Genomic DNA, 20,213 nt, shown 5'->3' on the forward strand with positions numbered 1-20,213 from the left:
CTCGCTGGCATGCGCATCGGACTCGTCGGCGCGGGGCGCATCGGCGCATTGCATGCCGCCACCTTGGCTTCGCTGCCGTCCGTCACCGGCCTCGTGATCAGTGACGTCGATCCCGATCTGGCCCGGGTGCTCGCCGACAAGGTCGGCGCGGAGGTCGCGACCGGCCTGCCGGCGGGGGTCGACGCGGTCGTCGTCACCACACCCACCTTCACCCACCGTGAGCTGGTCGAGCAGGCGGCCGCCGCCCGGCTGCCGGTGTTCTGCGAGAAGCCGGTGGCGCCCGACGTCGCCGGGACAGTCGCCGCCCTGGCCGCCGTCCGCGCCGCCGGCGTGCCGCTGCAGGTCGGCTTCCAGCGCCGCCACGACGCGGGCATCGTCGCCGTCCGCGACGCGATCGCCGATGGCCGGCTCGGCCGTCTCCATCTGGTGCGCTCGGCCACCCACGATCCCGCCCCGCCGCCGGCCGGCTACGTCGCCACCTCCGGCGGCATCTTCCGCGACTGCGCGGTGCACGACTTCGACGCGGTCCGCTTCGTCACCGGCCGGGAGGTGGTCGAGGTGTCGGCCACCGGGGCCAACCGGGGCGCGGGGTTCTTCGCGGCGGCGGACGACGTCGACACCGCGGTCGCCACGCTGACCCTCGGCGACGGCACACTCGCGGTCTGCACGGCGACCCGCTACAACGGCGCCGGCTACGACGTCCGCCTCGAGGCGCACGGCGCGGCCGGCACCCTGACCGCGGGGCTCGACACGCACGCGCCGCTGCCGCCGGGCTTCGGTGAGCGGTTCGGCGACGCGTACGCCGCCGAGCTCTCCGCCTTCTGCGCCCTGGTCGCCGGCGCCGGGCCCAACACCTGCCCGGGCGAGGAGGCCCTGGCCGCGCTGCTGGTCGCCGAGGCCGCCGACCGCTCCCGCCGCGAAGGCCGGCCGGTGCGCGTCGCGGAGGTGGCCGCATGATCCGCGTGGCCGGGGCGCCGATCTCCTGGGGCGTCTGCGAGGTGCCCGGCTGGGGGCACTGTCTTCCGCCCGAGCGGGTGCTCGCCGAGATGGCCGCCCTGGGGCTGACCGCGACGGAGCTCGGCCCCGACGGCTACCTGCCGGCCGACCGCGGGCCGCTGCTCGCCCGGCACGGCCTCGCCGTGGCCGGTGGTTTCGTGCCGGTGGTGCTGCACGACCCGGCCCACGACCCGCTGCCGGCGCTCGCCGAGGCCCTGCCGAGCTGGGAGGGTGTGCTGGTGGTGGCCGCCGCCACCGGCGTCGACGGCTACGACGCCCGGCCCGAGCTCGACGCCACGGGTTGGCGCACGCTGCTGTCCAACCTCGACCGGATCGCCGCGCTCGGCGTGACCGCGGCCCTGCACCCGCACGTCGGGACGATGGTGGAGCGCGCCGACGAGGTGCGCCGCGTGCTCGACGGCTCGGCGATCCCGCTCTGCCTCGACACCGGCCACCTGCTTGCCGGCGGCACCGACCCCGCGTCGCTCACGCGGGAGGCGCCGGACCGGATCGCGCACGTCCACCTCAAGGACGTCGACGCGTCCCGGGCCGCCCGGGTACGCGCGGGCGAGGTCACCTACACCGACGCCGTCCGGGCCGGCATGTACCGGCCGCTGGGCGACGGCGACGTCGACGTGGCCGCCATCGTGTCCACCTTGACGGCCGCCGGCTACGCGGGATGGTACGTGTTGGAGCAGGACACCATGCTCGACACGGACCCACCGCCCGGCCAGGGCCCGGTCACCGACGTCCGCCGGAGCCTGGAACACCTGCGGAAGGTGGCGGCATGAGCGCTTTCGACGTCGTGGCTATGGGGCGGCTGGGGGTCGACCTCTATCCGGAGCAGGTCGGCGTCAAGTTGGCCGACGTGCGTACGTTCGCGAAGTCGTTGGGCGGCACCGCCGCGAACGTCGCGGTCGCCGCCGCCCGGCACGGCCGCCGGGTCGCGCTGGTCAGCGGCACCGGCGCGGACCCGTTCGGCGACTACCTGCACGACGAGCTGCGCGGCTACGGCGTCGACGACCGCTGGGTCGCGATCGTGCCGGACCTGCCGACCCCGGTGACGTTCTGCGAGATCTTCCCGCCGGACCACTTCCCGATCTACTTCTACCGCTACCCGAGCGCGCCCGACCTGCAGATCGCGGCGGCCGACCTCGACCTCGACGCGCTGCGGGCCGCCGGGGTGCTCTGGCTGACCGGCACGGGCCTGTCCGTCGAGCCGACCCGCGGCACCCATTTCGCCGCCCTGCGGGCCCGGGACCGGGCGCCACTGACCATTCTCGACCTCGACTACCGCGCCGCGTTCTGGCCGGACCCGCAGAGCGCCGGCGCCGCCTACCGGGAAGCGCTGCCGCTGGTGACGGTGGCGGTCGGCAACGCCGAGGAGTGCGCGGTGGCCACGGGCGAGCGTGACCCGGAGCGGGCCGCCGCGGCCCTGCTCGGGTTCGGCGTCGAGATCGCGGTGGTCAAGCTCGGCGGCGACGGGGTGCTCGGCGTGACCGCGACCGAGGCGGTCCGGGTGCCGCCCGTCCACGTGGAGGTCGTCAACGGCCTCGGCGCCGGTGACGCGTTCGGCGGCGCGCTCTGCCACGGCCTGCTCGCCGGCTGGCCGCTGGCCCGGGTGCTGGCCTTCGCCAACGCGGCCGGCGCGCTGGTCGCCGGCCGGCTGGCCTGCGCGCCCGACATGCCGACGTCCCGCGAGGTGGAGGAACTGGTGGCCCATGCGTGAGGAAGCCCTGCGGGAGCTGGTCCGCACCCGCGCCGAGGAGCCGGAACGGCTGGCCGCGACGGCCGCCGCCCGGCGCCGCCGGCCGCGGCTCACCGAGACCGGCCGCCTGATGCTGATCGCGGCCGACCATCCGGCCCGCGGCAACCTCGCGGTCGGCCGGCGGAGCATGGCGATGGCCGACCGGATCGACCTGCTCGACCGGCTGCGGGTGGCGCTGTCGCGGCCCGGCGTCGACGGCGTGCTCGGCACCCCGGACGTCATCGAGGACCTGCTGCTGCTCGACGGCCTCGACGGCAAGGTGGTCATCGGCTCGATGAACCGCGGCGGCATCCCGGGCACGGCGTTCGAGATCGACGACCGGTTCACCGCCTGGACCCCGGGCGCGCTGGCCGCCGCCAACCTCGACGGCGGCAAGATGCTGCTGCGCATCGACCCGACCGAACGGTCCACGGTGGACACCTTGGAGAGCGGCGCCGCGGCCGTCTCCGCGCTGGCCGCCCGCCGGCTGATGGCGATGGTCGAGCCCTTCTGGGTGCGCCGGGACGCCGCCGGCAAGGCCGTCAACGACCTGTCGCCCGACGCGGTGATCCGGTCGATCGCGGTCGCGCAGGCGCTCGGCTGCACCTCGGCCTACACGTGGCTGAAGGTCCCGGTCGTCGCCGAGATGGAGCGGGTGATGGCGGCGTCCACCCTGCCGGCGCTGCTGCTGGGCGGCGACCCGGGCGAGGCCCCCGACGAGGCGTACGCGGCCTGGCAGAAGGCGTTGCGGCTGCCCACCGTGCGGGGCCTGGTCGTCGGCCGGACGTTGCTCTATCCGCCCGGCGACGACGTGGCCGCCGCGGTCGACACGGCGGTGAGCCTCCTATGAGCGACTGGTTCCGTCCACAGTGCACCTCGGTGGACCCCGACGGCGCCGGCTGGCAGCACGCCGGGCTCCGGATCGTCACGCTGGCGCCCGGCTCGACCACGAGCTGGCGCACCGAGGGCAACGAGGCCGTGGTCGTGCCGCTGGCCGGCGCCGCTTCAGTCAGCTGCGCGGGCGCCGAACTCACCCTGCACGGCCGGGCCGACGTGTTCACCGCCGCGACCGACCTGTGCTACCTGCCACCGGGGGAGCACGTCACCCTGGCCAGCCCGGCCGGCGGCCGGTTCGCGGTCGCGTACGCCGCCGCCGAGCCCGGCCTGCCCGTGCGCTACCGGCCCGCCGCCGACGTGCCGATCGAGGTGCGCGGCGCCGGCCTCGCCACCCGGCAGGTCAACAACCTCGCCGACGCGGTGTCCTTCGAATGCCGCGCCCTCATCGTGGTCGAGGTGCTGACCCCGGGCGGCAACTGGTCGAGCTATCCGCCGCACAAGCACGACGAGCACCGCGCCGACGAGACCGCGCTCGAGGAGATCTACTACTTCGAGGTCGCCCGCGGCGGCCCCGGCTACCAGCGGGTCTACGCCAGCGCGCCGGACCGCCCCATCGACGTGCTGGCCGAGGTGCGCACCGGCGACGTCGTGCTGGTGCCGCACGGCTGGCACGGCCCGTCGATGGCGGCGCCCGGCTACGACCTCTACTACCTCAACGTGATGGCCGGGCCGGGCGAGCGGGCCTGGCGGTTCCGCGACGACCCCGCCCACGCCTGGATCCGCGACACCTGGGCGGACCAGCCGACCGATCCGCGCGTTCCGCTCTACGGGAGGTCCGCATGACCCGACTGACGGTGGCCCAGGCGCTGGTGCGGTTCCTCGCCGCGCAGGAGACCGAACGCGACGGCGTGCGGCGGCGGTTCATCGCGGGCGCGTTCGGCATCTTCGGCCACGGCAACCTGGCCGGCGTGGGTCAGGCGCTGCGCGAGCACGCGGACACGATGCCCTACCACCTCGCCCGCAACGAGCAGGCGATGGTGCACACCGCGGCGGCGTACGCCCGGATGACCAACCGGCTGGCCACGTTCGCCTGCACGACGTCGATCGGGCCGGGCGCGACCAACATGGTCACCGGGGCGGCCGGCGCGACCATCAACCGGCTGCCGGTGCTGCTGCTGCCCGGAGACACGTTCGCCACCCGGGTCGCCGACCCGGTGCTGCAGCAGCTCGAGGCGCCGTACGCCGGTGACGTGTCGGTCAACGACTGCCTGCGCCCGGTGTCGCGCTGGTTCGACCGGGTCAGCCGGCCAGAGCAGCTCGTCGAGGCGGCGCTGCGGGCGATGCGGGTGCTCACGGATCCGGTGGAGACCGGCGCGGTCACGCTGGCGCTTCCGCAGGACGTGCAGGCAGAGGCGTACGACTGGCCGGACGAGTTCTTCGCGCCGCGGGTGTGGCACGTGCCGCGGCCGGTGCCGGAGCCGGCCGCGCTGGAGCGGGCCGTCTCGGCCATCCGTTCCGCGCGGCGGCCGCTGATCGTCGCGGGCGGCGGCGTCATCTACTCCGAGGCGACGGCGGCGCTGGCGGCGTTCGCGGAGCGCACCGGCGTGCCGGTCGGGGAGACCCAGGCCGGCAAGGGGGCGTTGCACCACGAGCACCCGTCGGCGGTCGGCGCGATCGGCGCGACCGGGACGACGGCGGCCAACCAGCTCGCGGCCGAGGCCGACCTGGTGATCGGCGTCGGCACCCGCTGGTCGGACTTCACCACGGCGTCGCGCACGCTGTTCACCACGCCGGACGTGCGGTTCGTCAACCTCAACATCGCGTCGTTCGACGCCGCCAAGCACAGTGGACTGTCTCTTGTGGCCGATGCCCGGGCCGGCATCGAGGCGCTCGACGCGGCGCTGGCCGGATGGTCGGTCTCCGCCGGCCACCGGGCGTCGACGGCACAGCTCGTGGCGGCGTGGAACGACACCGTCGACCGGGCGTACGCCGTGGAGCGGTCGCTCGCCGCCCAGAGCGCCGTGATCGGGGCGGTCAACGAGGCGGCCGGCGACCGCGGCGTGGTGGTCTGCGCGGCCGGGTCGATGCCGGGCGACCTGCACAAGCTGTGGCGGCCCCGCGATCCGAAGCAGTACCACGTCGAGTACGGCTACTCCTGCATGGGCTACGAGATCGCGGGCGGTCTCGGCGTCAAGCTGGCGGCACCGGACCGCGACGTGTTCGTCATGGTGGGCGACGGCTCGTACCTGATGATGTCCAGCGAGATCGTCACCGCCGTGGCCGACGGCGTGAAGCTGATCGTCGTGCTCGTGGTCAACCACGGATTCGCGTCGATCGGCGCGCTCTCGGAGACGGTCGGGGTGAACCGGTTCGGCACCTGGTACCGCGACCGGGACGGCGCGAACCTGCCGACGGACCTGGCCGCCAACGCCGCGAGCCTGGGCGCCGACACCATCACCGTGGCCGACGTCGACGGGTTGCGGGCGGCGCTGGCGGCAGCCAAGGCGGCCGACCGCACCACCGTCATCCAGATCGAGACCGACCCGCTGGTCTCCGCGCCCGACTCGCAGGCGTGGTGGGACGTGCCGGTGGCGGAGGTCTCCCGGACGGCGGGCACGGACGCGGCCCGGGCGGACTACGACAAGGCGCGGCGGGCGCAGCGGAACTACCTGCTGCGGTAGCTGCTCAGGACGAGCCGGAACGCCGGCTCGTCGCGCGGCCAGTCGGCGTCGTCGGTGTGCCAGCGCCAACCGGGCGGAAACGCGGGTCGTCGCCCCGCTGGGTCGGGGTTGGGGTCGCCGTGCCCGACGGGCTGGGGTGGACCGCCGGTGGGGGTGGTTTCTGCGTGACGGCCGCGGCGGTGCCCGCCGTCGCCAGGGCGAGCGCCGCGACACCGGCGACCGCGGCACGCCAGCCGAGGCGGGACCTCGGCGCCGGCTCGCCCGCCGTCTGGAGTCTCGCGCGCAGGGCGGCGGCGTCCGGCCGGCGGCGAGGGTCGCGGTCCAGGAGGCGCAGGATGACCGGCGCCAGCGGCCCGGCGCGGAACATCGGATCGGGTGGGCCGGCGGCCAGGGCGGTCAGCGTCGCGACGACGGTCGGCCGATGGAACGGCGCACGCCCCTCGACCAGGGCGTAGAGCGTCGCGCCGATTGACCACAGGTCGCCCGCCACGGTGGACGCGCCGGTCAGGGCACACTCCGGGGCGACGAAGTCCGCGGAGCCGAGCACCTGGTCCGGCACGGTGACGCCGCCGTCGGCGACCACCGCGAGGCCGAAGTCGGTCAGCACCACCCGGCCGTCGTCGGCGAGCAGGACGTTCTGCGGCTTCACGTCCCGGTGGATGATGCCGGCGTCGTGCGCGGCCTCGAGCGCGGCCAGGATCTCCAGCCCCAGCCGGGCGACCTCGGGCGGGTCGAGGGGGCCGCGCTCCGCGACGACGTCGTGCAGCGACCGGCCCGGCACATACTCCATGACGATCCACGACCGGTCCGTGCGGAGCACGTCGAGCACCGCGACCACGTTGGGATGCCGCAGCCGGGAGGCGGCGCGGGCCTCCCGCAGGGTGGTCTGCCAGGCGTCGCCGCCGGGCAGCCAGGGCGCCGGCCGGATCTCCTTGACCGCGACCGTCCGCCCGAGCACGAGGTCGCGGGCCCGCCAGACCCGGCCCATGCCGCCCGCGCCGACCACCTCGTCGAGGCGGTAGCGGCCGGCGAGCTCGGTCTGCGTCACACCAGTGGTTCGGCGCCGGTCCCGCCATGGATTGGTCACCGCCCCCCACCACACCCGCCGGAGGGTTACGGTCGTGGCCGTGAACGGGGGAGCGACGGCCGTCGAGCGGCCGGCCATGGCGTGGGGGCCGGTCGGGATCCTCAGCGTGCTGCTGGGCGCCGTCGTCGCGGCCGACAGCAACGCCTACGGCTACCACCGCGACGAGCTCTACTTCCGCCTGCTCGGGGAGCGTCCGGCCTGGGGCTACGTCGACCAGCCGCCGCTGACGCCGCTGCTCGCGCGGCTGATGACCGAGGTGTTCGGCGACCACCTGTGGGCCCTGCGCATCCCGGCTTCGCTAGCGGTGGTGGCGACCGCGATCCTGACCGCGCTGTTCGCCCGCGAGGTGGGCGGCCGGCGCGGGGCGCAGCTGCTTGCCGCGCTCGGCGCGGCGGGCGTGTTCCCGCTGGTCTTCGGGCACGTGCTGCTGACGGCCAGCGTCGACCTCGTGGTCGTCGCGGCGGTGCTGCTGTGCGTGGCGCGGGCGCTGCGCGGCGACCCGCGCTGGTGGCTCGCCGCCGGTCTGGCCGTCGGCATCGGCCTCTACAACAAGCACCTCGTGCTGCTGACGCTGGTGGCGATCGGCGTGGCGCTGGCCGCGGTCGGCCCGCGCCGCGTGCTCGCGTCGCCGTGGCTGTGGGCCGGCGTCGCCGTCGCCCTCGTCGTCGGCTCGCCCAACGTGATCTACCAGATCACCCACGACTGGCCGCAGCTCAAGATGGCCGAGGCGATCCGCGACGACAAGGGCGCCGAGTCGCGGGTCCTGTTCGTGCCGTTCCAGTTCGTGGCCATCGGCCTCTTCTTCGCGCCGGTCTGGGTGGCGGGTCTCGTGCGCCTGTGGCGCACGCCGGCGCTGCGGTCGCTCGCGTTCGCCTACCCGGTGTTGTGCGTGCTGGTGCTGGTGACCGGCGGGCAGCCCTACTACACGCTCGGGTTGCTGCTGGCGCTGTTCGCGGCGGGCTGCCCGGCGGTGGTGGCCTGGGCCGCCGACCGGCGCGGCCGGCGGGTGCTGCTCGGCGTCGGCGTGGGGCTCAACCTGGTGGTGTCGGCGGTCACCGCGCTCGCGCTGCTGCCGGTGTCGGTGCTGGCGAAGACGCCGATCGCGGACATCAACCAGGGCACCAGCGACCAGATCGGGTGGCCGGTCTACGTCGACCAGATCTCGTCGGTCTACGCCGGTCTGCCGGCCGTCGACCGCTCCCGCGCGGTGATCCTGACGGCCAACTACGGCGAGGCGGGCGCGCTCGACCGCTTCGGCTCGGGCCTGCCCGCTGTCTACAGTGGCCACAACGAGCTCTGGTATCGCGGGCGTCCGCCGGACGATGCCACCGTGGTGGTCGCGGTCGGCTTCGGCAACCCGCTTTCCGCGCTGTTCGGCTCGTGCCAGGTCGCCCTCGACCTCGACAACGGCGTCGACATCCCCAACGAGGAACAGGACAACGACGTACGCGTCTGCCGCGACCCGGTCGCACCGTGGTCGACGCTGTGGCCGCGCCTGCAGCACTACTCCTGAGCGGCGTTTTCCGGTCGCTTTCCGACGACTGACGATGGACGATCGTGGCCATGACAGCAGCAGATCCACCACCGTTGACGGTGGTCCAGCCCGGCGCCGGCCCGACCGGCGAGCTCGGGTCCATCGGCGTGCAGTTCAAGGTGTGGGGGCAGGACACGGGCGGCGCGCTGTCCATCGTCGAGCATCCGTTCCCGGTCGGCGCGCTGGTGCCACCGCACCTGCACACGCGGGAAGACGAATACTCCATCGTCACGGCGGGCGAGATCGGGTTCCGGTCGGGCGACCGCGAGGTCGTGCTCGGCGCGGGCGGCTACATCACCAAGCCGCGCGGCGAGCTGCACGCGATGTGGAACGCCGGCAGCACGCCGGCCCGCATGATCGAGATCATCAGCCCGGCGGGCTTCGAGCACTTCTTCCGCGAGGTGGCCGAGCACGTCGCGGCCGGCACCGGCGACCCGGAGGAGGGCGCCCGGCTCGCGGAGCGCTACGGGCTGCGGTTCGGCCAACCGGACTGGCTGCCGGGGATCGTCGAACGGTACGGACTGAATCCGCTCTGACGTCGGGAGAGCTCACCACATGCTGATCGTCGCCGGACACCTGATGGTCGCGCCCGACGAGCGGTTGTCCTATCTGGCGGGTTGCGAGGCCGTCGTCGCCGCCGCCCGGCGGGCGCCGGGCTGTCTCGACTTCGCCATCGCCGCCGACCTGCTCGACCCGGGTCGCGTCAACGTCTACGAGCGCTGGGAGTCCCAGGCGGACGTCGACGCGTTCCGGGGCAGCGGGCCGAGCGACGAGCAGGGCGCCGCGCTGCTGTCGGCATCGGTGGCCGAATATGACGTCGGCGACACCCGCTCATTGACCGACTGACCTCCGCGCGATTCGCCTAGGCTCCATCCTAGGACGCTGTAGGAAGTGTGCTCTGGACCGAAGACGGAGCCTAGGACACGACCGACGACGTCCAGCGGTTGATTGGGCGAGTGCGAGCCTCGAACGGACCGGACCACGACCGCGCTCTCGCCGGCAGCCGGACAGCCGTCGAGACGGCGATGCCATGGCGGGAGCGCACCACGCCGCGAAGATCGTTTCGTACAGTGGCCGGCATGGATGAGCTGCTTTCGGCGGCCGAGCGGGACGCGTACCGGGTGCTGGTCCGGCTCGGAGCGGCCGACGCCGCGCAACTGGCGGCGACCATGTCGGTGCCCCCCGCGACGGTCTCGGCCGTGCTGGCCGCGCTGCGCCGGAAGGGCCTGGTGAGCACCGGCCCGCAGGTCCGGCCGCTGGCGCCCGACGTGGCACTGGGCGACGCGCTGCTGCGCCGGCAGGAGATGCTCGACGACGCCCGGCGGACGGTGGCGGCGCTGAGCGAGGACTACCGGCGGCACAGCCGGCGCCGCGACGCCGACCACCTCGTCGAGGTCATCGTGGGCCGCGACGCGCTGCGCGGGCGGCTGCGCGAGATGCAGGACACGGCCCGCACGGAGATCCTCTGGTTCTGCCGCGCGAACCCGCTGGCGATGGCCGGCCCCGAGAACACGGAAGAGGACTCGGCCCTGGCCCGCGGCGTCCGCTACCGCGCCATCTACGAACGCGAGCTGCTGGAGCGGCCGGGGGAGCTGCCCAGCATCCTGCAGTCGATGGCGGCGGGCGAGGAGGCGCGTACGCTGCCGACCCTGCCCGTGCGCCTCGCCATTGCCGACCGCGAGCTGGCCATCTGCCCGCTGGTCCCGGACGAGGCCCGCGGCTTCGGCGAGCCGACGGCGGCGCTGATCCGCTCGAGCGAGCTGCTCGACGCCCTGGCGGCGTTGTTCGAGAGCTTCTGGGAGCGCGCCACGCCGCTCCGCGCCGACGGCGGCCCGGCGGACGAGCTCGGCGAGGCCGACACGCTGTTGCTGTCGCTGGTCGTCTCCGGCCTGCCGGACAAGTCAATCGCCACCCACCTGGGCGTCAGCAAGCGCACGGTCCAACGCCGCCTGGACCGCCTGATGACCCTGGCCGGCGTCGACACCCGCACAGGCCTGGCCTTCCAGGCCGCCAGCCGCGGCTGGCTGAGCGACGACCGCTCGCCCGGCCCGGCTAGCCACGCCGGCATCGGGCCAGCCGCTCACGTCAGCGCGCCGCCGTCGGCGCCGTCTCGGCGCGTTCCGCCGTCACCTCGTCGAGGATGGCGGTGAGGCGCTCGGAGTACCAGGAACGGTGGTCGTCGAGCCATCCGCGCAGGAAGGCGCTGTGCCGGAACGAGTCGTAGGTCCATTCGCGGAGCAGGTCGGCGGGCTCCGACAGGCCGCGCCGCTCGAAGTTCAGGGCGCGTTCGACCGCGTCCAGGAGTGCCTCGGCCAGTGCGCACGCTCGGTAATGGGTCTCCGGATCCGCCAGGCGCAGCGGCTCCAGCGCCTCTCGTTCGTTGAAGATCGGTCGCAGTTCCGGGTGCTCCAGGTAGAGCTGCGTGACGTTGAGCAGCAGGCCGTCGAGCGCCGACTCCGCCGAGATGGACATCGCGTCCCTGAGCTGGCGCGTCTGGTCGTTCATCAGCATGACCTGCCGCCGGACCAGCCACAGACTGAGCACCACACCGAGCAGCGCGCCGGCGGCGATGACGACCGAGAGGAATTCGTAGACACTCACCGCCCCACTGTGGGGGCTGCCGGCGACGCCCGGTGTCACGATCGCGACAGACGGGCCCGCCGGGGTGGTGCACACCCCGGCGGGCCCGATTCTCAGGCGCGCGGGTAGGCGCGGATGACGGTCTGGTCCACCGTGTTCCCGGCGCGGTCCGTCGCGCCGACCCGCAGCGAGACCGGCGTGTGGCCCGGCGGAACGAGGGCGACGCCGTCGCGGACCACGGCCGTGCGCCACGTCCCACCGTCGTTTGTGGACACGTCGACCCGCAACGTGCGCGGCTGCGCCGAGAACCTCAGGGCCACCCCGTTCTGACGGACGTCATAGTTCACGTTCAGAAGCGGCAGGTCGCCCGCCGCCGCCGACCGGAACGTCCACGACGTCTCCGTCCGTGTGCCCAACGTCCAGTCCTCGCCGCCGTGGTCGGTGCGCACCCGCAGCCGGTACGACGCCGCGCCGGTGGGAACGGTCACGTCCTGCCAGCCGTCCGGCAGTTCCGCGAGCACCGCCCCGTCGCGCCACAGGGTGGCCGACGACTCGGCGATGTGCGCGTAGTGGCCGTCCCTGTCGACCAGCGCCGGCACCCGCAGGCGCAGCACGTCGCCGGCGCGGGTCGAGCCCACGTCCGCCGGCCGGACGACCGGCGCGCCCCACGACTCGGTGGCCCGCCCCGCCGTCACCGCGTGCGGCGCGTCGCGGAAGCCGCCCTGCAGCGGACCCCAACCCCACGGGTAGCCGTCGGACACGTAGTGCTGCCACAGCGAGTCGCCGGCCGACACCCACTCCTCGCGGACCGACGGCGTGCGGGCGTCGCGCGACGTGTCGTTCCACGCGTAGTCCTGCCAGGGGCGCCAGCCGAACCGCTGCTCGCGTACCCAGTCGAAACCGCCGTTGTGCGCGTAGCGCGTCGTGATCCGTCGGCTGTTGGCCGGGGTCACCCGGTGCGTGATCTGGTCCGGGATCCGGCCGGGCGAGACCTGGATGACGTCGTAGAGGTACGGGCTCGAGGTGGTGAGCGTCAGCGACAGCGTGCCGCGAGTGAGCCGGCGGGCGGTCGCCTCGTCGAGCACCAGCGACACGATCGGGAGCCGCTCGCCCTCGGGGCTCCACGACGTCCAGGTCGAGAAGTCCGGCGGCCGGACCACGAGCGCGACCGCCGCCCCGGCCTGCGCCGCGGCCGCGATCTTGACCAGCTCGTCCTGGTCGTCCGGCGGGATCAGCACCGCCTTGCCGCGGACGTCCCGCGACCCCGGCGCGGCGAGGGCGAACCGGCGCGTCCCGTCGTACGCGGGGGAGTTGCCCATCAGGTTGAGGTCCAGCGGCCCACCGGAACCGGCGACGCGGGCGGCGACCATCGGCGCGACCAGCTGCCAGCGCGACGAGAACTCGAAGCTGCCCGACCGCACCGGCTTCGTCGGCACGACGTTGACCTTCTCGACGTTGCTGAAGTGCATGACGCCGTGCCCGACCGACCGGCCGTTGCCCGCCACCCGGTGCACGTAGTAGCTCAGGATCGCCTGCTGCTCCGAAGGCCGCGGCGTCTCGATCCGGATCGGCCGGCCCTTGCGCCCGTCGACGACCACCTCGAGGTCACGGTCGACGACCAGCTCCGGGATCGTGGTCAGGTTGGCCTGCTCGTCACCGGGCCCGCCGTCCTCGAACAGGGCGTCCAGCAGGTAGCTGCCCTCCCGCACGTCGAACGAGGCGCCGCCCTCGCCGGCCCAACCGAGCACGTCGTTGCGGGCGTCGTCGCCGGTGAGGATCAGCGCGGGTACGGCGGTCGGCGCGCCCGCGCGGTCGACGGCGCGCACGGTGAGCCGGTGGGTCGGCCCGTCCTTGACCGCCCCGACGGCGGTGGTGACCCGGACGTCGCCGGCGGTGGCGGTGATCCAGCCGCTCAGCGTGCCCAGCGGCAGGGCGGCGAAGTCGACGGTCGCGTCGACGGTGGCGGCCCCGCCGGCCGGCACGGTCACGCTCGCCGCGCTCAGCTTCACCCCGGCCGGCGCGGCCAGGCTCAGCGTCACCGCGGCCGCGCCGGCGTTGGCGTAGCGGACCGTGCGCGTCGCGGTCGTCGGCGTCCCGCCGACCGTGTGCAGGCCGAAGTCGGCCACGCCGGTGCCGGTCACCGCCTGGGCGCTGGCCCGGGCGACGTCGACCCGGCCGGCGCCCTGCGCGTACACCGGCAGGTCCGGCGCCGTCCTAGCCGTGCTGACCAGGGCGTCCTTGAGGCGCGCGCCGGTCCAGTCGGGGTGCTCCTGGGCCAGGATCGCCGCGGCGCCGGCCACGTGCGGGGTCGCCATCGAGGTGCCCGACGCCGCCGTGTAGCGCGCGTCGACCGGGTTGCCCATCGTCGTGCCGGCCGCCCGGGCCGCCACGATGTCGACGCCCGGCGCGGTGATCTCCGGCTTGAGGCCCTGGTCGCCGAGGCGCGGGCCCCGGCTGGAGAAGGTCGCCAGCTTGTCGGCCCGGTCGACCGCGCCGACGGTCAGGGCGCTGCGGGCCGTGCCCGGCGAGCCGACCGTGGCGGCGCCACCGGCGTTGCCGGCCGCGATGACGAACAGGGAGCCGGTGCGCTCGCTGAGCTCGTCGACGGCCAGGCTCATCGGGTCGAGGCCGTCGGTCGGGTCGCCGCCGAGGCTCATGCTGACCACCTTGGCGCCGCTGTCCACGGCCCACTGCATGCCGGCGATGATCTGCGACTCGTACCCGGAGCCGTTGTCGTCCAAGACCTTGCCCACGAGCAGGTTCGCGCCGTACGCGATGCCCTTGCGGCTGCCGCCCGACGCCTGGCCCGTGCCGGCAATGGTGGCCGCGACGTGCGTGCCGTGCCCGTGGTGGTCGACGGCGTCGGCGCTGTCGCTGAAGTTGCGGGCCTCGACGACCTGGCCGGCGAGGTCCGGGTGGGTGGCGTCGACGCCGGTGTCGAGCACGGCGACCGTGACGCCGCGCCCGTCGAGGCCGCGCTGCCACGCCGCGGGCGCGCCGATCTGGGCGGCGCTGCGGTCGAGGGACGCGCGGACCTTGCCGTCGAGCCAGATCGTCGAAGGGCCGGCGGTACGGGCGGTCGGGTCGGTCTGGCCCCGCCAGAACTCGGCGAGGGTGTCCTTGGCCGGAGCGATCGCGCTGGCGCCGATGCTGGGCAGGTTGGGGGCGATGCGCCGGCCCGGGCCACCGCGGACGATCAGCGGCAGGGTCGTCGAGGCGGCGTCGCCGTAGCCGTCGGCGATCAGCCGCTGCACGTCGAACAGGTCGGCGTCGACGGTGCCGGCGGCGATCAGCGGGATGGCGTCGCTGGGCAGCACCCGCAGGCCGCCGTCGGCCTCCAGCGTGTGGAAGGTGATGCGCTCGCGGCCGGGCGCGGGGTCGACGCTGGCCGCGTACCGGCCCTGCGCGGCCCGGACGAGCTCGACGGTGTCGCCGGTGACGAGGGTGATCCGCGCACCGGCCGGTGCGCTGGCGGCGGGGGTGGCCGTGGTCCCGGGTGTAGGACCATGGGCCACCGCGACTCCGGGCAGGACCGCCACGCCGACGGCAACGACGCCGGCGAGCAGACGACTGAACATGGGGGACGCCTTCGCGCGGTGGTTCGCTGCACGCATCCTGGAGTCCGGATATTCACGTACGTGTAACCGCGCCCTGCCGCGTTGCGGACATGGCGCGATGTGGACACCCCGCGGGGGGTCAGCTCATTCGTTCCACGGGCTTTGGCGGCGGCGGCGTCGGTGTGGCATCCAGCGCCGCTGGCGTTCCGGTTTGCGGTCGGGGCGCCAGCGGGCCTCGGCGCGGATGCTGCCGCCGCCGGCCAGGAACAGGTCGGCCCAGCGGGTGCCGGGGGACGCGTCGACCAGCAGGGCGCGGGCCAGCAGGGTGAGCGGCACGGCGAGGACCGCGCCGACGCCGCCGAGGATGAAGGTCCAGAAGATCAGCGACAGGAACGTGACCGTGACCGAGAGGTTGACGCTGTCACCGACGATCTTGGGTTGGACGATCGACTGCAGCACGAAGTTGATCACGCTGTAGACGACGATGACCACGATCATCAGGCCGAGCCCCCCTTCGAAGAGGGCGAGTACGGCCGGCGGGGCGAGGCCGATGACGAACCCGATGTTGGGGATGTAGTTGGTGACGAACGCGAGCACGGCCCAGAGCGTGGCCAGCGGGATGCCGAGGATCCACAGCGCGATGCCGTCGAAGACGGCGACGATCAGGCCGAACACCGTCGACACGACGAGGTAGCGGCGGGTGCCCTGGACGAACTGGCGCAGCGCCCGGGTCAGCGACGGCCGCACGAGGTCGGCGCGGGCCATGCGGGCGGGATAGCCGCCGGTCTCGACCGCCATGAACAGCAGCAGGGTGATCAGGAAGACGGTGTTGGTCAGCAGCGAGAGCACCGCGCCGGCCGCGGTCTGGGCGATGTTGGCCAGCGTGCTCGGGTCGAGGCGGGTGACCAGCTGCTGTGCGCTCTCCGACTCGACACCCAGGTCCTGCAGCCAGCGCTGCACGTCGTCGACGATGTCGCTGGCCCGGTCCGCGTACCGCGGCGCGATCGACGCCAGTTGGATGCCGGCGGCCACCAGTGACCCGACGCCCGCCGCGAGGATGCCGTAGAGCAGGAGGATCAGGACGGTCGTGGCCAGCCAACCAGGAATCCAGCGGGTGAGGTACGAGCGGACGGGGCTGAGCGTGACGACCAGGATCAACGCCAGCACGATCGGGCCCAGCAGGCCGCTGGCCGCCCGCATGCCGGCGATCACCACGACCAGCGCCGCGGTGGCGTAGAGGGCACGCGTCACGCCCGCGGTGCTCCGCCGGTCCTCCCCGCCCTTCCGCACAACTCATCTCATCACGGACCGCCATTTTCAGGCACAAATCGGGTCGACTCCTGATAAGGCCCGCGAAGATCGGCCCCACATGGTTGTCTGACAGCGGCTCGCGAGGTTTGCTCGCATTGCGCATACTTTGGGGTGATCTTGTGGTGAAACCTTTCCTCACCCGACTCGGCGCGGTCGCCGTGGCCGCCGCCGCGATCGGCCTGACGGCCACCCCGGCCTGGGCTGACACCACGATCAACATCGACCCGGCCGACACGGGCCAGACGGCGGCCGCGTTCCCGGTGCACCGCTGCGATCCCGGCCTCGGCGGCGGCCCGTTCCCGGGCCAGGACGTCTGGGTCTTCGCGCTGCCGCGGGACGCCGGCGAGTTCCGGTCGGTGACCGTCGAGTTCGCCACCGAGGGCGGCCCGGTCACCGAGACGATCACGACCGCACCGGCCGGCGACCGCGCGATCGTCGGCGACCATGCCTGGATCCGCACCTCGGCCGGCCAGAACGCCGCCGGCGAGCTGGTCAACCCGTTCTCGATCATCTCCGCCAGCGCGGTCGTCACCGGCCACGACGGCGCCTTCGACCTGGCCCAGACCTGCCCGGCCACCGGCGGCAGCCTGCCGGTCACCGGCGCCTCGGTCACCCAGCTCGCCGGCATCGGCGGCGCCCTGACCTTCGCCGGCCTCGCGCTCGTCGCCCTGCGCCGCCGCCGCGCCACGGCCTGACCCGGCCACCGGACACCCCGGGGGCGGCGCCCGGGATGTCCGGCGCAACTCGGCGCCCGCGGGCGCCTCCTTCCCCGCCGATCTGACCATGTCGCCGGTTGTCTGTCGGCGACATGGTCGTTTTGCTGACCCGCGTGGGGTTCCCGGGCGAGCTGGGCGGCCGCTGGCGGCACGGCTTCGTGACGATCAGCCCGCACCACCTCCACTGGCGTCCGCGCCGCCCACGCCCCGGCCCGCCGTTGAGCCTGCGCGGCGTCACCACCCACGGCCGCCCCAGAAGCCAGGAATGGCACGAGCATTGGTGGCTCGCACCCGGTGTGCGCATCTACCGACTCACCGCGACCAACACTGGGCACGCGGAGTGGGAGCTGGCCGTCGTCGCCGAGTCGGTGCGGCTTTTCGACGACCTGGTCGTCAGAGAAAGACCGAATTGGTAACCGAGCTATTCGGACAGTTGCCTTCAAACCCATATTGGCCGGGATGGGAATGACCGGTAGCCTGCGGAACGGTCCAGCCAGAGATGAATCGACGGGAGCTGCCGTGTCTCACCCGGAAGCCGTTCCGATGTTCAGCCCGGAACTCCGCAGGGGACTCGGCCGCCTGCTCGCGCTCGTGCTCGTCGTGACGGCCGGTCTGGTCGTCGCCGGGCCGGCGCGGGCCGCCACCAACCTCGTGCAGAACCCGGGCGTCGAACAGGTTGACGGCAACGGTTTCCCGGTCTGCTGGGAGAAGTCCGGCCAGGGCACCAACACCTCGACCATCGCCACCACCAACGACGCGCACAGCGGCGGCAAGGCGATGCGGATCACCATCTCCGCGTTCACCAACGGCGACCGCAAGGCGATGATGACGGAGAACGCGCAGTGTGCGCCCCGCGTCAGTCCAGGCCGCCAGTACGACCTCTCGGTCTGGTACAAGTCGACCACCGCAGCCAACGCGGTCACGCTGTTCCGGCACGACACCAAGCTCGGCTGGCAATACTGGCTGGACCCGGCGACGCTGCCGGCCACCAACGCCTGGACCCGCAAGACGGTCCGCACGCCGCCGGTGCCGGCCAACACCGACCAGATCACGTGGGGCGTCTCGATCTACAACCTGGGCACGCTGACCACCGACGACTACGAGCTCGTCGACGCGACGGCGGGCCAGGGCGTCGACGCCTGCACCGACGCGATCGGCTGCGTCAAGGGCAAGTGGCAGGTCATGCCCTACCAGTCGGCGGTCCGCGGCATCCACGCCGTCGTGCTGCACAACGGCAAGGTGCTGCTCGTCGCTGGTTCCGGCAACGACCCCAAGGCGTTCGCCGCCGGCACCTTCAAGACCGCGGTGTACGACCCGGCGAACGGCACCTTCACCAACGTCGCCACCCCGGTCGACCTGTTCTGCGCCGGTCACGTGCAGCTCAAGGACGGCCGCGTGCTGGTGATGGGTGGCAACAAGGACTACCCGACGGCCGACGGCACCGTTGGCTACAAGGGGTTGAAGAACTCCTACATCTTCGACCCGGCCACCAACAAGTACACGCGGACCAACGACATGCTGGCCGGCCACTGGTACCCGTCGGCCACCGCTCTCGGCAACGGCGACGTCCTGTCGCTCGGCGGTCTCGGTGAGGACTCCACCGGCACCACGACCACCGACTACTACAGCGCCGCGCAGAACAAGTGGCTGCCGATGGACCAGACCAAGCAGACCTGGGCGTGGTGGGGCCTCTACCCGGCGATGGTGCTGATGCAGGACGGCCGGCTGTTCTACACGGGCAGCCACACGTTCGGCGTCGGCCTGCCGGGCGGCGGCGCCTCGATCTACAACTACGGTTCCGGGGCCATCACCGACGTGCCGGGCCTGCGGCGCAAGGACGAGCGCGACCAGTCGATGAGCGTGCTGCTGCCGCCGGCCCAGGCGCAGCGGGTGTGGACCGTGGGCGGCGGCAACGGTGACGCCGGCGCGACCGCGCACGGCCTGACCGACCTGGTCGACCTCAAGGCCGCCAACCCGCGCTACACGGCGGGTCCCGTGCTGCCGCAGGGCACGCTGACCGGCGGCGTGCCGCAGACCGGCGAGCAGGGCAAGATGTACGTCTCGCTGGTGCTGCTGCCCGACGGCACGGTCTTCGAGACCGGCGGCGCCCTGCACAACCGGGCCGACCCCGTCTTCGAGGCCTCGGTCTTCAACCCCAACACCAACACGATCCGGGCCGGCATGGCCACGGACCCGGTGCCGCGCACCTACCACTCGTCGGCGTTCCTGCTGCCCGACGGCCGGGTCATGGCGGTCGGCGACAACCCCGGCAACGGTTCGTTCGACACCCGGATCTCCGTCTACTCGCCGACCTACCTGTTCAAGGGCGCCCGGCCGGCGATCACCAACGTGGCCAGCACCAACTGGAAGTACGGCACCACGCAGCGCATCACGGTCAACGGCGCGGTGACCCGGGCGTCGCTGATCCGGCCGGCCGCCGTCACGCACTCGTCGGACCCCAACCAGCGGTTCGTCGAGCTGCCGATGACGGTCAGGAACGGCACCACGATCGACCTGAACGTGACGAACAACCCCAACATGGCGCCCGCCGGCTGGTACATGCTGTTCGTGCACAACGCCAAGGGCGTACCGTCCGTCGCCAAGTGGGTCAAGCTCGGATGAGTCGGTGGTATCAGGCCTTCGTGACATGGGTCCGGGGCCGCAGCCGGCGTGAGCGCATCGGGCTCGCGGCGGCGCCGGTCGTGCTCGTGGTCGCGGTGGTCGGTGTCCTGCTGGCCGGCGGTGGCGGCGACGCCGGCCGGTGGCTGGCCGGTTCCCCGACGGACACGCAGAGCGACGAGGCGGTCGAGACCGGTGGTGGCGAAAACCCCGACACCGCACCGGAAAGCGAGCCGCGGACCGGGCCGACGGGCGTGGTGCCGCCCTACGTGCACTCGTTCGCCGAGCAGCCCGGCACCAAACCGCGGGCCCCGGAGGCCTCGCCGACCGCGGGCGTGGACGTCGCGGAGGGCACCGACGGTTGCGACCACGCCTACGGTGACCGTAACGTCTGCGTGCCGTGGGAGTTCCCGGCCGGGGTCGGCGACCGGTGCGGGTGGCTGCGGGAGCGGGGCTTCGAACCGCTCAAGATCACTGGTGGGCGCGACCGGCACGGCCTGGATCGCAACGGCGACGGGACGGCTTGTGGCTCCGGCGACTGACAGCAC

At 73.5% G+C, this 20,213-nt stretch carries 18 protein-coding genes; 14 read left to right on the top strand and 4 right to left on the bottom strand.

The features are described 5' to 3' along the window. Positions 1-9 precede the first annotated feature (9 nt). From O7635_RS23680 to iolD, 6 genes are read left to right on the top strand one after another with little or no spacing between them, the layout of a single operon-like run. A complete protein-coding gene (locus tag O7635_RS23680) occupies positions 10-957 on the top strand; it encodes a Gfo/Idh/MocA family oxidoreductase (protein ID WP_278082653.1) in 948 nt (315 codons plus the stop codon). Next, on the top strand, positions 954-1,787 hold the full coding sequence (locus O7635_RS23685) for a TIM barrel protein (RefSeq protein ID WP_278082654.1): 834 nt from the start codon (positions 954-956) through the stop codon (positions 1,785-1,787). Before O7635_RS23680 ends, O7635_RS23685 begins: the two co-directional genes overlap by 4 nt. Then, positions 1,784-2,725 (top strand): 5-dehydro-2-deoxygluconokinase, encoded by a 942-nt coding sequence (gene iolC, locus O7635_RS23690; RefSeq protein WP_278082655.1) that lies wholly within the window; start codon positions 1,784-1,786, stop codon positions 2,723-2,725. The genes O7635_RS23685 and iolC overlap by 4 nt, the downstream gene beginning before the upstream one ends. Then, positions 2,718-3,593: an aldolase gene (locus tag O7635_RS23695; protein WP_278082656.1), complete on the top strand. Its 876-nt coding sequence runs from the start codon at positions 2,718-2,720 to the stop codon at positions 3,591-3,593. Before iolC ends, O7635_RS23695 begins: the two co-directional genes overlap by 8 nt. Further along, the gene (gene iolB / locus O7635_RS23700; RefSeq protein WP_278082657.1) at positions 3,590-4,423 is read left to right on the top strand and encodes a 5-deoxy-glucuronate isomerase; all 834 of its coding nucleotides are present in this window, start codon (positions 3,590-3,592) and stop codon (positions 4,421-4,423) included. Before O7635_RS23695 ends, iolB begins: the two co-directional genes overlap by 4 nt. After that, positions 4,420-6,261 carry a 3D-(3,5/4)-trihydroxycyclohexane-1,2-dione acylhydrolase (decyclizing) gene (gene iolD / locus O7635_RS23705; RefSeq protein WP_278082658.1) on the top strand — a complete coding sequence of 614 codons (1,842 nt, stop codon included), beginning with the start codon at positions 4,420-4,422 and terminating at the stop codon, positions 6,259-6,261. Before iolB ends, iolD begins: the two co-directional genes overlap by 4 nt. Positions 6,262-6,265: 4 nt before the next feature. Here the strand turns inward: iolD and O7635_RS23710 are convergent, their stop codons facing one another. Then, positions 6,266-7,309: a serine/threonine-protein kinase gene (locus tag O7635_RS23710; RefSeq protein WP_278082659.1), complete on the bottom strand. Its 1,044-nt coding sequence runs from the start codon at positions 7,307-7,309 to the stop codon at positions 6,266-6,268. A 79-nt stretch (positions 7,310-7,388) separates the two neighbouring features. Between O7635_RS23710 and O7635_RS23715 the strand changes: the two genes are divergently transcribed. The 4 genes from O7635_RS23715 (at position 7,389) to O7635_RS23730 (ending at position 11,032) form a co-directional block, all read left to right on the top strand. Beyond that, entirely contained in the window at positions 7,389-8,861 is a 1,473-nt protein-coding gene (locus tag O7635_RS23715; RefSeq protein WP_278082660.1) for a glycosyltransferase family 39 protein, read from the top strand. 50 nt (positions 8,862-8,911) lie between these two features. Then, entirely contained in the window at positions 8,912-9,418 is a 507-nt protein-coding gene (locus tag O7635_RS23720) for a cupin domain-containing protein (protein WP_278082661.1), read from the top strand. A gap of 19 nt (positions 9,419-9,437) precedes the next feature. Continuing rightward, on the top strand, positions 9,438-9,728 hold the full coding sequence (locus tag O7635_RS23725; protein WP_278082662.1) for an antibiotic biosynthesis monooxygenase family protein: 291 nt from the start codon (positions 9,438-9,440) through the stop codon (positions 9,726-9,728). Between the two features lie 233 nt (positions 9,729-9,961). Further along, positions 9,962-11,032: a helix-turn-helix domain-containing protein gene (locus O7635_RS23730; RefSeq protein WP_278082663.1), complete on the top strand. Its 1,071-nt coding sequence runs from the start codon at positions 9,962-9,964 to the stop codon at positions 11,030-11,032. On the opposite strand, the gene O7635_RS23735 is transcribed toward O7635_RS23730, so the two are convergent. The 3 genes from O7635_RS23735 to O7635_RS23745 form a co-directional block, all read right to left on the bottom strand. Continuing rightward, the gene (locus O7635_RS23735; RefSeq protein WP_278082664.1) at positions 10,968-11,483 is read right to left on the bottom strand and encodes a hypothetical protein; all 516 of its coding nucleotides are present in this window, start codon (positions 11,481-11,483) and stop codon (positions 10,968-10,970) included. The genes O7635_RS23730 and O7635_RS23735 overlap by 65 nt on opposite strands. Before the next feature lie 92 nt (positions 11,484-11,575). Further along, positions 11,576-15,040, bottom strand: coding sequence for a S8 family serine peptidase (locus O7635_RS23740; protein WP_278082665.1), 3,465 nt, complete (start codon positions 15,038-15,040; stop codon positions 11,576-11,578). Positions 15,041-15,163: 123 nt separating this feature from the next. Continuing rightward, a complete protein-coding gene (locus O7635_RS23745; protein ID WP_278082666.1) occupies positions 15,164-16,270 on the bottom strand; it encodes an AI-2E family transporter in 1,107 nt (368 codons plus the stop codon). A gap of 182 nt (positions 16,271-16,452) precedes the next feature. On the opposite strand from O7635_RS23745, the gene O7635_RS23750 reads away from it, so the two are divergent. The 4 genes from O7635_RS23750 (at position 16,453) to O7635_RS23765 (ending at position 20,207) form a co-directional block, all read left to right on the top strand. Continuing rightward, positions 16,453-17,025: an LPXTG cell wall anchor domain-containing protein gene (locus tag O7635_RS23750; protein WP_278082667.1), complete on the top strand. Its 573-nt coding sequence runs from the start codon at positions 16,453-16,455 to the stop codon at positions 17,023-17,025. Between the two features lie 113 nt (positions 17,026-17,138). After that, positions 17,139-17,462, top strand: a complete 324-nt coding sequence (locus O7635_RS23755) for a hypothetical protein (RefSeq protein ID WP_278082668.1) — start codon at positions 17,139-17,141, stop codon at positions 17,460-17,462. A 127-nt stretch (positions 17,463-17,589) separates the two neighbouring features. After that, on the top strand, positions 17,590-19,668 hold the full coding sequence (locus O7635_RS23760) for a galactose oxidase early set domain-containing protein (protein ID WP_278082669.1): 2,079 nt from the start codon (positions 17,590-17,592) through the stop codon (positions 19,666-19,668). A gap of 20 nt (positions 19,669-19,688) precedes the next feature. Further along, positions 19,689-20,207: a hypothetical protein gene (locus O7635_RS23765; RefSeq protein ID WP_278082670.1), complete on the top strand. Its 519-nt coding sequence runs from the start codon at positions 19,689-19,691 to the stop codon at positions 20,205-20,207. The last annotated feature ends 6 nt before the right edge of the window (positions 20,208-20,213 follow it).

Origin of the sequence: Asanoa sp. WMMD1127, from assembly GCF_029626225.1 — a bacterium.
Lineage (GTDB): Bacteria > Actinomycetota > Actinomycetes > Mycobacteriales > Micromonosporaceae > Asanoa.

Excerpts from the sequence above, each read along its gene's own strand:
- iolC (WP_278082655.1), top strand. The coding sequence starts at position 1,784 with ATGAGCGCTTTCGACGTCGTGGCTATGGGGCGGCTGGGGGTCGACCTC.
- O7635_RS23730 (WP_278082663.1), top strand. The coding sequence starts at position 9,962 with ATGGATGAGCTGCTTTCGGCGGCCGAGCGGGACGCGTACCGGGTGCTG.
- O7635_RS23680 (WP_278082653.1), top strand. The coding sequence starts at position 10 with ATGCGCATCGGACTCGTCGGCGCGGGGCGCATCGGCGCATTGCATGCC.
- O7635_RS23725 (WP_278082662.1), top strand. The coding sequence starts at position 9,438 with ATGCTGATCGTCGCCGGACACCTGATGGTCGCGCCCGACGAGCGGTTG.
- O7635_RS23755 (WP_278082668.1), top strand. The coding sequence starts at position 17,139 with ATGGTCGTTTTGCTGACCCGCGTGGGGTTCCCGGGCGAGCTGGGCGGC.
- O7635_RS23760 (WP_278082669.1), top strand. The coding sequence starts at position 17,590 with ATGTTCAGCCCGGAACTCCGCAGGGGACTCGGCCGCCTGCTCGCGCTC.
- O7635_RS23695 (WP_278082656.1), top strand. The coding sequence starts at position 2,718 with ATGCGTGAGGAAGCCCTGCGGGAGCTGGTCCGCACCCGCGCCGAGGAG.
- iolD (WP_278082658.1), top strand. The coding sequence starts at position 4,420 with ATGACCCGACTGACGGTGGCCCAGGCGCTGGTGCGGTTCCTCGCCGCG.
- O7635_RS23685 (WP_278082654.1), top strand. The coding sequence starts at position 954 with ATGATCCGCGTGGCCGGGGCGCCGATCTCCTGGGGCGTCTGCGAGGTG.
- O7635_RS23720 (WP_278082661.1), top strand. The coding sequence starts at position 8,912 with ATGACAGCAGCAGATCCACCACCGTTGACGGTGGTCCAGCCCGGCGCC.
- iolB (WP_278082657.1), top strand. The coding sequence starts at position 3,590 with ATGAGCGACTGGTTCCGTCCACAGTGCACCTCGGTGGACCCCGACGGC.
- O7635_RS23740 (WP_278082665.1), bottom strand. The coding sequence starts at position 15,040 with ATGTTCAGTCGTCTGCTCGCCGGCGTCGTTGCCGTCGGCGTGGCGGTC.